The 12,138-nt window shown below is 72.6% G+C and carries 10 protein-coding genes; 5 read left to right on the plus strand and 5 right to left on the minus strand.

From position 1 onward, the window contains the following. Positions 1-13 precede the first annotated feature (13 nt). On the minus strand, positions 14-1,447 hold the full coding sequence (locus AMK31_RS42120) for an FG-GAP repeat protein (RefSeq protein WP_073941796.1): 1,434 nt from the start codon (positions 1,445-1,447) through the stop codon (positions 14-16). Positions 1,448-1,738: 291 nt separating this feature from the next. Here AMK31_RS42120 and AMK31_RS17695 point away from each other — a divergent pair, with 291 nt between their 5' ends. Beyond that, positions 1,739-2,182: a MarR family winged helix-turn-helix transcriptional regulator gene (locus AMK31_RS17695; RefSeq protein WP_107468642.1), complete on the plus strand. Its 444-nt coding sequence runs from the start codon at positions 1,739-1,741 to the stop codon at positions 2,180-2,182. Here AMK31_RS17695 and AMK31_RS17700 read toward each other — a convergent pair. Continuing rightward, complete coding sequence (locus tag AMK31_RS17700; protein ID WP_073941502.1) at positions 2,154-3,362, minus strand: MFS transporter; 1,209 nt, start codon at positions 3,360-3,362, stop codon at positions 2,154-2,156. The genes AMK31_RS17695 and AMK31_RS17700 overlap by 29 nt on opposite strands. A 74-nt stretch (positions 3,363-3,436) precedes the next feature. Between AMK31_RS17700 and AMK31_RS17705 the strand changes: the two genes are divergently transcribed. After that, a complete protein-coding gene (locus AMK31_RS17705) occupies positions 3,437-4,417 on the plus strand; it encodes a winged helix-turn-helix domain-containing protein (RefSeq protein ID WP_073941503.1) in 981 nt (326 codons plus the stop codon). A gap of 10 nt (positions 4,418-4,427) precedes the next feature. Beyond that, positions 4,428-4,925: a glutathione peroxidase gene (locus tag AMK31_RS17710; RefSeq protein ID WP_073941504.1), complete on the plus strand. Its 498-nt coding sequence runs from the start codon at positions 4,428-4,430 to the stop codon at positions 4,923-4,925. A 70-nt stretch (positions 4,926-4,995) separates the two neighbouring features. Here AMK31_RS17710 and AMK31_RS17715 read toward each other — a convergent pair whose 3' ends face one another. The 3 genes from AMK31_RS17715 to AMK31_RS17725 form a co-directional block, all read right to left on the minus strand. Then, the gene (locus AMK31_RS17715) at positions 4,996-5,187 is read right to left on the minus strand and encodes a DUF397 domain-containing protein (RefSeq protein WP_073941505.1); all 192 of its coding nucleotides are present in this window, start codon (positions 5,185-5,187) and stop codon (positions 4,996-4,998) included. Between the two features lie 175 nt (positions 5,188-5,362). Further along, complete coding sequence (locus AMK31_RS17720; protein WP_073941506.1) at positions 5,363-6,226, minus strand: helix-turn-helix domain-containing protein; 864 nt, start codon at positions 6,224-6,226, stop codon at positions 5,363-5,365. Between the two features lie 252 nt (positions 6,227-6,478). Next, on the minus strand, positions 6,479-7,234 hold the full coding sequence (locus AMK31_RS17725) for a GOLPH3/VPS74 family protein (RefSeq protein ID WP_073941507.1): 756 nt from the start codon (positions 7,232-7,234) through the stop codon (positions 6,479-6,481). 231 nt (positions 7,235-7,465) lie between these two features. Here AMK31_RS17725 and AMK31_RS17730 point away from each other — a divergent pair, with 231 nt between their 5' ends. Both AMK31_RS17730 and AMK31_RS17735 read left to right on the plus strand, forming a co-directional pair. After that, positions 7,466-10,108, plus strand: a complete 2,643-nt coding sequence (locus tag AMK31_RS17730) for a D-alanyl-D-alanine carboxypeptidase (RefSeq protein WP_073941508.1) — start codon at positions 7,466-7,468, stop codon at positions 10,106-10,108. 199 nt (positions 10,109-10,307) lie between these two features. Beyond that, entirely contained in the window at positions 10,308-12,134 is a 1,827-nt protein-coding gene (locus AMK31_RS17735) for a hypothetical protein (RefSeq protein WP_073941509.1), read from the plus strand. The last annotated feature ends 4 nt before the right edge of the window (positions 12,135-12,138 follow it).

Here is a 12,138-nt window from a genome sequence, read left to right on the forward strand (position 1 = left end):
GGGAGGGAGGAAGTCATCGGGTCGTCACCACCGTTCCGAGGCGCGCCGCGCCCGCCGAGCCGAGGCCCACCGCCGAGACGGTCATGTTCTTCGCGCCGGTCGCCGTGAGGGAGCCGGCCGAGCCGCGCAGCGACCACAGGGCGCCCGCGCCGCCGTTCTCGCCGGGCGCGCCGATCAGCAGGTCGGCGTAGCCGTCCTTGTTGGTGTCCACGAGGCGCACGGCGCCGCCGAACGCGTCGCCGGCCTCGGAACCGCCGGGCACGCCACCGCTGTTCTGCGTCCACACGCGGGCGTGGGCGGTGTCCAGGGCGCCGCTGGTGCCGCGTACGACGGTGACCGCGCCGGCCTTGCCGTCCTCGCCGGGTGCGCCGACGACCAGGTCGGCCTTGCCGTCCTTGTCGGTGTCGCCGATCGCGACGGAGGTGCCGAAGCGGTCGCCGGCCTCGCCGGAGCCGGGTACGCCCGGGGTGTCCTGGGTGATGGTCTGGACCCGGCTGGGCGAGCCGTACGCGGCGTCGAAGTACACGGTGACGTGGCCGCCGAGCGAGCTGCCGGGGCTCTGCGCGGGGTCTTCGGGGTTGCCGATGACGAGGTCGGGGGCGCCGTTGCCGTTGAGGTCGCCGACGGCGGAGGTGGTGCCGGCGGGCAGGGTGGTGTAGTCGAAGCCGCCGGGTTCGTAGAGCGTGGTGTGCGGGTCGTCGCCGTGGCCGTCGTAGCCCCAGCCGCCGTCGGAGACGCCGCGGCCGTGCGCGATGAGCCGGTCGGCGTCGGTGTTCGGCAGGTCGAGCGGGGTGAGCGCGACGATGCCGTACGCCGGGTTGAAGTCGTGCCCGTTGCCGCTGGTGCCGGTCTGCGCGGACAGGTCGGCCGGCATGTACGTGACCTCGGCGTCGTCGGCGCCGACGGCGATGGACAGCTTGCCGCCGTTGACCGGGTTCACGGAGTCGTACGTGCCGACGGCGAGGGTGCGGCCCCACGCGTCGTGCGAGGCGGGCCACGGGTCGGCGACACCCTTGGCCTTCACCGGGCCGGACGCGGTGCCGTAGACGACCGTCACCGAGCCGCCGCCGTCGTCGCCGGCGACGTCCTCGCCGGGGGCGCCGACGACCAGGTCGCTGTACCCGTCGGCGTTCAGGTCGTGCACGACGACCGCCGCGCCGAACCGGTCGCCGCTCTCGGCGGCGCCGGGGACGCCGGTGGAGTTCTGCGTGAGGACGGTCCGTCTGGCGGGGTCGACGCCCTTCGAGGTGCCGTACAGGACGACCACCGCTCCGGCCTTGGCACGGCCGCCGACGGTGGTGTCCGGCGCGGCGACGACCACGTCGCGGTAACCGTCCTTGTCGATGTCGCCGGGCACACCGGCGACGGCGTGCGCGCCGGCCGCGACCAGCGGGGTCAGCCCCGAGGCGAGCAGGGTGGCCGACATCAGCAGGGTGCGTTTGCGCACGGGCTCCTCCAGAGGCATCCGGGACGGTCCGGACAACGGGACGCCGCCGGGCGGTGCCGGTCGGCGCACAGGAGACACTCAGCGGGGTCGAAGGGTTGTACGAGAAGGGAGTTAATCCGGGAGGGAGCCCGGTAGGGGGCCCGGAAAAGGAATCCGGAAGGGAATCCGGAAGGGAGCCCGGAAGGGAGCCCGGAACGTGCCGGCCGACTGAGGTGGCGGCCGCCCGGGCTCACGGCCGGCCGCGCTCGGTACCCTGGCCGAATGGGCGAAGCCGTAGCCGCAGGTGAGCAGATGGGCGTCGTGGCCGCGCTGGTGCGGTCCGCGTTCCTGGTGGACGCCGTTTACGCCGAGTCGGGCCGCGCGTTCGGGCTGACCCCGCAGCAGGGCCAGCTGCTGTGCGTCCTGATGCCGCAGCCGTACGGGATGTCCGAGCTGGGCGCGATGCTGGGCCTGGCCAAGTCCAGCCTGACGGGGCTGGTGGACCGCACCGTGCAGCGCGGGCTGGTCCGGCGGGAGGCCGACCCCCGGGACGGGCGGGCCGTGCGGGTCGGCCTGACCGAGGAGGGCGCGGCGCTCGCCAAGGAGTTCTACGACGCGACGTGCCGCCGTATCGAGGAGCTGCCGTCGGGTCTCGCGCCGGCCGAGCGGGAGCAGCTGGCCGCGCTGCTCGCCCGGGTCGTCGAGGACAACGAGGTGCCGCAGGTGTTCAGCGAGCCGGAGCAGCCGCGTCCGTAGCGGGGGTGTCCCGCCGGGCCACCCGCAGGCCCCGTGCCAGCACCGCCGTCACCGCGACCGACGCCACCGCCATCACCGTCATCGCCGTCCCGGCGGAGGTGAGCTGGGCGACCGCGCCCGCCAGTGCCGCGCTCACGCCCTGCAGGGTGAGCATCCCGGCGGAGTGCAGTCCGAGGGCGTGGCCGGAGAGCTCGTCCGGGGTGAGGGCGACCAGCCGTTCCTGCTGGACCAGGCTCGCCCCGAACCCGGCGGACGCCACCAGCACCAGCACGGCCGCGACCGGCACCGGCGGCCGCAGGAAGAACGCCAGGTACGGCCCGGCGAGCAGCAACAGCAGCGGTACCCCGAGCCGGGCCCGCCGCCCCGGCGGCAGCAGCCGCCCCACGGTCACGTCCCCGGCGAACATGCCCAGCGCGGCGCACGCGAACAGCGTCCCCGCGGCCTCGGGCGCGTAGGAGACGTACAGCGCCTCGCAGCCGACGATCAGCCCGTTGGGCACCCACAGGGCGAGATAGAGGCGGCGGCGCGACGGGGACGACCACAGCTGGGAGTTGGCCCGCCAGGTCGCCCGGACCGAGGGACGGCCGGACTCGCGCGGCGGGCGGGCCGTCAGCCCCAGCCGCAGCCCGAGCGCCGCCCCGGCGTACAGCAGCGCCGCCAACAGCAGCGCGGTACGCGGCGTGAGGACGGCGACCACGACCCCGCCGGCCGCGTACCCGCAGATCTGGGCGAGTCCGCTCATCATGTTGAAGACGGAACGCCCCAGCAGGTACCGCTCCTTGGACAGGATCTCGGTCAGCAGCCCCCACCGCACTCCCCCGCCCAGCGAGGCCACCAGCCCCTGGGCGAAGACCACCGCGAGCACCGCCCACACCGGCAGTCCCGGCACCGCCAGCAGCGCCGTACCGGCCGCGAACGCCAGCGCCACCCCGGCGAGCGTGGCGCGCGGCGGCAGCCGGTCCGACCCGGACAGCAGGAAGGTCGCCCCGACGACCTGGGCCAGCGACGGCCCGAACATGCTCACCGCCGCCAGCAGCGGCGACTCGGTCGCCCGGAACACCAGCGTGCCGAGCGCGAGCCCGCCGAGCGTCTGGGCGCCGATCTGAGCGGCGGAGGAGAGGAAGAGCGGAGTGAACTCGGGTGTACGGAAGAGGCCTGCATAGCCCGGTGATCTGCGCATGCGGGGAGTCTGTGGCGCCCGCGACCGCCCCGTTATTGTTTCGCGCACACGCGAAACCAACCGGGGGGGCGGGCATGGGCTGGTGGCAGGTCGACGCCGACACGCTCGCCCGCAGCCGCTTCCTGCTCTCCCCGTACGCCGAGACCTTCGCGAGCCTGAAGCTGCTGCACGCCGCGACCGGCGCCCACCCCGGCGAACAGGCCTGGCTGCGCTCCCATCTCCCCGGCTACCGCGCTCGCCTGGCCACCGACCCGGTGACCGCGCTGCTGGTGGGTGCCGGGCTGGGCCGGGACTGGATCGCCGACTTCCTCACCCCCACCCCGCACGACGGCGAGGACTTCGCCCGGGCGGTCGCCCGGGTCCGCGCGACCGCCCCCGCGGCCGCCCGCGCCCACCTGCGGGTCTCCCTGGCCGGCCCGCTCCCCGCCGAGCTGGACCGCGACGACCTGCCGGACCGGGCGGCGACGCTCCTCGAGTACGTCTGGTCCGAGACCGTACGGCCGTACTGGGCCCGGCGCCGACGCGTCCTGGAGGCCGACGTGGTGGCGCGGACGGCGCGGATGAGCCAGGGCGGCTGGGCGGCGGTACTGGACGCGCTGCGCCCCGGCACCCGCTGGCTGGGCGCCAGCCGCTTCCAGGTCAACCGGCACGAGTACCCGCCGCGCGACATCTCCGGCGCCGAGCTGCTGCTCGTCCCCGTCACCCCGCGCACCGGCTGGGTGTCCTGGGAGGAACCGGCGCGCCTGCGGTACGCCGTCGTCTACCCGTGCGCCGGCCCGCTCGCCGACGACCACACCAGGCCGCCCGTGCCCGCGAGCCTCGGCGCCCTGCTGGGCCACGCCCGCGCCACCGTCCTGGCCCTCCTGGACTCCCCCATGAGCACCACCCAGTTGACCGCCGTGACCGGGCAGGGGCTCGGCTCGGTGGGACGGCACCTGCGGGTGCTGCTGGACGCGGGCCTGGTGGACCGGCGGCGGGCGGGACGCTCGGTGCTGTACGCGCGGACATCCGCCGGCGACGTGCTGATCGAGGCGTCCGACACCTGGCGGGACTAGCATCCGCCGTATGACGACCAACGCATCCCCGCTCGACATCGACATCGACGCCCTCCAGGGCGGCCCCGCCGACCTCAAGCAGTACGCCGGTCAGGCCGTGCTCATCGTGAACGTGGCCTCCAAGTGCGGGCTGACCCCGCAGTACGCCGGTCTGGAGCGGCTCCAGGAGCGGTACGCGGCCCGTGGCTTCACGGTGCTCGGCGTGCCCTGCAACCAGTTCCTCGGACAGGAGCCCGGCAGCGCCGAGGAGATCGCCGAGTTCTGCTCGGCGACGTACGGCGTGACCTTCCCGATGACCGAGAAGACCGAGGTCAACGGCGAGGGCCGGCACCCGCTGTACGACCGCCTGACCGGCTTCGCCGACGCCGAGGGCCACAGCGGTGACATCCGCTGGAACTTCGAGAAGTTCCTCATCGGCCGGGACGGCGCGGTCGTCGCCCGCTTCTCCCCGCAGACCGAGCCGGAGGCCCCGGAGGTCGTCTCCGCGATCGAGGCGCAGCTCGGCTGAGCCCGGGCACAAGCCGAGCCCCCTCGGCAAGGACGGCGAGCTCGTCGAGAGGGCTCCGGGTTGGTGCTTGTCAGGCCTTGACCGACGCCACGAAGGTGTTCCACGCGGCGGCCGGGAAGGCCAGGACGGGGCCCTGCTGGACCTTGGAGTCCCGGACGGCCATCGCGGACGGCACCGGGGACTTGATCTCCACGCAGGCGCCGTTGCCCTGGGAGTACGAGGACTTGACCCACTTGTCCGTCGCGCCCTGCTTGATCGCCATTTTCACTCCATTAGCCAGTTGCTGAGTTGCTGCGTTTCCGCCAACGTTCTTGCTCGATGGCGTGATCGACGCTACTCGCCAACTCAGGCGGCCGGAGCGACTATTCACTCGACCGGATGGCATATTCCAGTGCGGTCTTCCATCCGGTCGGGGCGACGGTGTACTTTGCGGCGCCTCATCTCAGACCGGCGTAATCCTTGGCCACTTCCGCGATGAATTCCCGGGTCTGCTCCACATTCAGCGCCTGCGCCCGCAAGTGCTCGTACATCACTGCGTATTTCTGGACATCCTGCGCCTTTTCCAGATAAAGATCACTGGTGACGCCCTCGATGTAGACGACGCTCGAATCGGCGGCGTCCGGGAACTCCAAAATCGCGTACTGCCCGCTCACGCCGGGGTGCGCCCCCATCTCGAACGGGATCAACTGCACGGTGACGTGCGGCAGCTGCGACATCTCCAGCAGATACTCCAGCTGCTCGATCATCACCTGTTTACTGCCGACCTCGCGGCGCACCGCCGCCTCGTCCAGCACCGCCCACAGCCGCAGCGGGTTCTCGTCGGCGGCAATACGTTCCTGCCGGCGCAGCCGCACCTGCACCCGCTTGTCGATGTCGGTCGGCGACGCCTCCGGCAGGGCGCCCTGGATCAGCGCCTCCGCGTACTGCCGGGTCTGCAGCAGGCCGGGCACCACCTGCGGGTCGTACACACGCAGGCTCGCGGCATCCGTCTCCAGACCGATGTAGACGCTGTACGGGACATCCCCGAAAGCGTGCCACCAGCCCTGCTGGCGCGAATCCTTCGCCATCTGCATCAGCGAATCGACGATGCGGTGGTCCTCCACCTCGTAGACTCCGCAAAGGTCGCGCACATCACGCTGGCTGATGCTGCGACGGCCGTTCTCCAGGCGGCTGATCTTCGACTGGGAGACCAGCAGCCGCTCCGCCACCTCCTCGGCCGTCATGCCCTTGAGCTCGCGGAGCCGGCGCAGCTCCTGGCCCAGCCGGCGCCGCCTGACTGTGGGATTGACATTGGACGCCACGGGACGTGCACCTCCGGCTGCTGCCTCAAAACTCGCGACTTTGCGTATCTGCTGCTGAGCAGACTGCCACCAAGGTGCTTCTTACCGCTGGGAAACAGCGGATATCCGGCGGGTACACGCCAGATCCACACATGCCGACATGCGTCCGCGCGGGGCGGCGGACGCGTCCGTCGTCCGAACGACGCGTACCACCACCCCGCGCGGCTCGCGCGGCTCCCGAACGGGCTTGTGCGTTACTGCCGTGACAGCGGCTCAGTGCGCCACGGCGCGCGCCATGCTGCCGTGGCGCGCCTGGGCCGGAACCCCGCGTGCGGGTTCCGCCGCCGGCCTGGCTCCAGCGGCCTGCCGGCCTGCCGGGCCCCCGGCGGCACGACGCGGCTGTGCCGCCGCGCCGTTCTGGACGTCCATCACGGCGTGCGCCACGAGGCCGCCCATGGGGTCGTGCCTGATCAGATCCCGCAGCCGGGAACGGGACGAGCGTCCCTCGTTCCCCGGGTACAAGTGCTTGCCGAGACCCACGGCGTGCGCCAGGGCGGCGAGCGCCGCGGTCCGCGGGTCCGGCGGCACGCCGGTGCGGATCGCGGAATCCAGCCGGGCCCTGATCTCCCGGCTGATGGCGGTGTCCGTCGCCTGGTAGCGAGTCGTCGGCAGCACTCCGCACATCTGGCCCTCCACGGCATGGACCATGCCGCAGCGTTCCAGATGCGAGAGGTAGGTCTGGCGGAGCCCGAGACGCGGCCCGCCGATCCAGTGGACCGCCCGCACCGGAGCGCCGCGCCTTCGCAGCAACTCCAACGCGCAGTCCAAAGTCGGATCTCCAGTCGGCCGTGGTGCCACCACGGCGATACGATCCCCGTCTGGGGCTATCCGTCCGGCCAGCGCCAGCTCCACTAGCTGTGCTCCGGCCAGACCGAGGTCGAGCGACTGCGGCTGCGCAGTGGTACCCGTGGCCGGGTCCAGTGCCAGCAGCAGAAGCTCCTCCGGAAGTGTTCTGCGGCTCCTGCCCATCCATGCCTCCCCGCGTGGATGAAAGACAGGGTGACCCCTCTCACATTGGTCTGTCGAGGGTGCGTGACCGGTTCGTAAGGGAACCAGTAGGTATGTCGTTCTCGTCTACCGCATGGGTCAACCCCTCACACAGGACACTGGTACATGGTTCGGACAGCGGTTGGCCGAGGTGTCCGGGCAGCGGTTCGTTTCGGTACTCGCACGGGAGACGTGCGGCATGAGGAGGCATCGGTGGCGGGCGAGTCCCCCGACAGGTCGAAGCAGCGCGAGTCGTCGGCAGAACCGACGTCGGGGAGCGCGGGTCCGGTTCCCGAGGCCAGGAGCGAGTCGTCCGACCCGCGCCTCGCGGCCGCCGGCGCGGCCGTCGACACGGCGACGCGGATCCTCTCCGCGAAGGACCTCGCCGCCGCGCGCGGCAAGGCCGGGCAGGCGTCCGACGACACGGCCGGTGACGAGAAGCTCCGCGCGGCGGTGGCGGCATGGGTCCGCTCGGCGGACGAGGCTTCCGACGAGGGGCAGGAGGCTTCTCCGGCGGGGGCGGACGACTCCGAGAAGGAGACCGGGGCGGACGGCTCGGCGGAGACGGACGGTTCGGAGACGGCGGACGGTTCGGGTTCGGGTTCGGGTTCGGGGAAGGCCGAGGACCCGGCGGACGCCAAGGACGCGGCAGAGGACGCCGACGGCCCCGCGGACGCCGGGGACTCGAAGGACGCCGAGGACGCGGTGGACGACGCCGACGGCCCCGCGGACGCCAGGGACTCGAAGGACGCCGAGGACGCCAAGGGAAGCGCGGCGGACGCCGAAGGCTCCGGCGCGGGCGGTACGGTCTCCGAGGGCGGCGCCGAGGCGGCGGATGACGCCGACGGCACCACCGACGCCGAGGACGCGAAGGACGCCAAGGGAAGCGCGGCGGACGCCGAAGGCTCCGGCGCGGGCGGTACGGCCTCCGAGGGCGGCGCCGAGGCGGCGGACGACGCCGACGACGCCACCGACGCCGAGCAGGCGGCTGACGCCCGCGAGGAGGCCGAGGACGCCGAGCCCGAGCAGGGCGCCGACGCCGAAGACGGCGCCGCCGACGCGGACGAGGCCGGCACGGACGGACGCGACGACGCCGGGGAGCCCGACGCCGACGCCAAGCCCCGCGTCGACCAGCCCACCGCCGTCTTCAAGGCCGTACGGCCGCCCAAGCCCGCCGTGGACCAGCCGACGACGATGCTGAAGCTCGGCGGCGCCCCGAAGGCGAAGCCCGGTGAGCCCGCGGAGTCCGGCGAGGACGCGCCCGCCGCCAAGGACAGGCCCGTACCGGCCACCCCGGCGAAGCCCGGCGCCCCGGCCGAGGGCAAGTCCGCCCCGGCGAAGCCCGGCACCCCGACCGAGGGCAAGCCCGTTCCGGCCGCCCAGCCGTACCCCGGTGGCTCGCCCAAGAAGGGCAAGCCCGCGGGCGAGGGTGACGCCGAGCGGACCAGCAAGTTCGTCGCGTTGAAGCCGCTGGACGAGCCCGCCGCGCCGAAGCCGAAGCCGGCGCCCGCGGACGCCACCGCGCCGGTGCCGCAGCTCGGGCCGGAGCGGACGACGCAGCAGCCGCTGCCGCCGAAGCCGCCGCTGGACCTGCTGGCGGAGCTGACGAACACGCCGCCGCCCCCGCAGACGCCGCTGCGCACCGCCGTGCGCCGGGTGAAGATCTGGACGCCGCTGGTGCTGCTGCTGGTGGTCGTGTTCGCGGTCGTCCAGTCGATGCGCTCGCTCCCGGCCCCGACCCTCCAGCTCACCGCCGAGGACAGCTACAGCTTCGACGGCGGCAAGGTCGACATCCCGTGGCCGCAGGACGGCCAGGCCGCCCTCGACGTGCAGGGCATCGGCTCGTTCGGCTCGTCCGGCGAGCAGAAGCCGGTGCCGATCGCGAGCGTCGCCAAGGTGATGACGGCGTACGTCATCCTCCGGGACCACCCGCTGAAGAGCGGCGAGGAGGGCCCGATGATCAAGATCGACCAGCTGGCGGAGGACCAGTCCAACGCCGGTCAGGAGTCGACGGTCGACGTCTTCGCGGGCGACGAGATCTCCGAGCGCGAGGCCCTGGAGAGCATTCTCATCGCGTCCGCGAACAACGTGGCCCGGCTGCTGGCCCGTTGGGACTCGGGCTCGGAGAAGGACTTCGTGGCGAAGATGAACGCCGCCGCGAAGGACCTCGGCATGACCAACACCACGTACACCGACCCGTCGGGCCTGAACGACACCACGGTCAGCACGGCCGTGGACCAGGTGAAGCTCGCCAAGGCCGCGATGACGCAGCCCGCGTTCCGCGAGGTCGCCGCGATGATGTCGTACGACGACTACAAGGGCCAGAACCACCACAACTGGAACGAGCTCGTCGGCAGCAACAACGTCGTCGGCATCAAGACCGGCACCACCACCTCCGCCCTCGGCAACCTGGTGTTCGCGGCGAAGAAGGAGATCGACGGCGAGACGCGGACCATCATCGGCGCCGTGGTGCGCCAGCCCGCCGGCGGCCCGGAGAACACCATCCTCAGCGCCGCGCTGTACCAGAGCGACCTGCTGATCCGGGCCGCGCAGGACGCGCTGGAGCCGGCGACGCTCCTGAAGAAGGGCGACGTCGTCGGCTACGTGGACGACGGTCTGGGCGGTCGTACCCCGGTGGTCGCCACGAAGGACGTCACCGCGGTCGGCTGGGCGGGCCTGGAGGTGAAGCTCTCCTTCGCCGCGGACGAGCTGCCGCACACCGCGAAGGCCGGCACCGAGGTCGGCACCCTGACCGTGGGTGACGGAGCCACCGCCGGAGCCGTGAAGGTGCCGGTCGCCCTCCAGAACGACCTGGTCGAACCGGGCTTCATGGACAAGGTCACCCGTATCGGCTGATCACCCCTCGCCCGCCCGCACCCCGTCGGGGGCCCACCAGGGAGCCCCCCGGCGGGGTGCGTGCTAGCGTCACGAATCGGGACAGGCCGCCCGCGTACGGGGACGCGGACGGAACTCCCGGAGACCCTGCCGGGAACGGTCGGCGAACACGGACCACGCGGCCGAGAACAGAAGAACGGGACACGGGGAGTGCCTTCAGGTGGCCACTGCGGAGCCGACACGCACCGACGAGACCGGTCCGGGCCCGGGAGACGGCCCGCGAATACGCGTACCCGCGACACCGGAGGAACCCGGCGGCGGCAACCCGGTGGTCGCCGCCGTCCGTGACCGGGTGACGCGCCATCCCGTGCTGTTCGTCACCGCCGTGGCCGGCGTCCTGCACCTCGTCTGGTTCTTCACTTTCGCGAACAGCGGCGGCGATCTCGCCGCCCAGGACGCCTGGGCGGAGTTCGTCGGCCGGCACCCCGACTCGGCGTACAACCTCGCCTGGTACGGCGGCATGCACCCGGTGTCGTACAGCGTGGTCTCGCCGTATCTGATGTCGGTCCTCGGCGTCCGTACGACGATGATGATCGCCGGGACGCTGTCGGCGGGCCTGCTCACGCTGATCCTGATCCGCAGCCGGGTCGTCCGCAAGCCGCTGTGGCCCGCGCTGGCGGGCGTGTTCGGGCTGCTGGGCAACGCGGCCTCCGGCCGGGTCACCTTCGGGCTCGGCACGCTGTTCGCCCTCGCGGCGGTGGCGGCGGTGTTCTGCTGGCCGTACCGCTGGCGCTACAAGCGCTGGGCGAAGGCGCTGTGCGCGGCTCCGCTGGCCGCGCTGGCCACGATGTCGTCGCCGGTGGCGGGCCTGTTCGTGGGTCTGGTCGCGGCGGCGCTGTTCCTGCAGAAGCGGCGGCCGGGCGCGTGGGCGCTGGGCCTCGGTCCGAGCGCGGTCGTCGCGGTCTCGGCGTGGGCGTTCCCGTTCTCCGGCACCCAGCCGATGTCGTTCGGCTCGGCCGCGCTGCCGATGCTGTACGCGGTGCTCGTCTTCCTGCTGGTCCCGCGCGAGTGGACGACCGTGCGCATCACGTCGGCGGTCTACTTCCTCGCCGTCCTGCTCGTCTGGCTGATCAGCTCGCAGATCGGCTCGAACGTCACCCGGCTGTCGATGCTGTTCGCGGGTGTCGCGCTGGTGGCGGCGCTGCCGTTCGCGGTGCCGCGTTCCCGGAAGTGGTACGCGATCGTCCTCGCCTTCGCCGGCTTCGTCGGCTGGATCGGCTTCAAGTCGGTCGACGACGTGGTGAACACCACGCCGCGCGCCTCCTGGGCCCGCGAGCTGGCACCGCTCGTCAACGAGTTGCAGGACGTCGGCGCCGACAAGGGCCGCGTCGAGGTGGTCCCGGCCCGCTCGCACCGCGAGGCCTCCGCGCTCGCCCCGTACGTCAACCTGGCCCGCGGCTGGAACCGCCAGGCCGACATGGAGCGCAACCCGCTCTTCTACGACGACACCCTCAACTCGGCCAACTACCACCTGTGGCTCAAGCGCTGGGCGGTCCACTTCGTGGTGCTGCCGAAGGACGAGCCGGACGGCGACGGCGGCCAGCGCGAGCGCGAGCTGGTGCAGCGCGGCCTGCCCTACCTGGAGCAGATCTGGGGCGACGCCAACTGGCAGCTGTTCCGGGTCGTCGAACCGGCCCCGCTCGCCGACCCGCCCGCCACGGTGGAGCGCGCCGAGCAGGGCGAGATGACCCTGAAGGTCAGTGAGCCCGGCCGGGTCCTCATACGGGTCCCCTACTCCCCCTGGCTGAAGCTGGTCGACGCCGACGGCAAGGGCGTCGAATGGCCCCGGGAGACCGAGGCGTCCAAGGACCGCCCGGACGGGGAGCCCAGGACGTACGACAACGTCGACGGCTGTCTGATGGAGACGGAGGAGGACGACGAGGGCGACAAGTGGACGGTCCTCCTCGCGCCCCGCGCGGGCACCTACCGGCTGGCCGCGCCGTACGGCTGGCCCCGCGGGACGCCGTGCCCGGAGGAGCTGCGCTGAGCCG

Origin of the sequence: Streptomyces sp. TSRI0107 (genome assembly GCF_001905845.1) — a bacterium.
GTDB lineage: Bacteria > Actinomycetota > Actinomycetes > Streptomycetales > Streptomycetaceae > Streptomyces.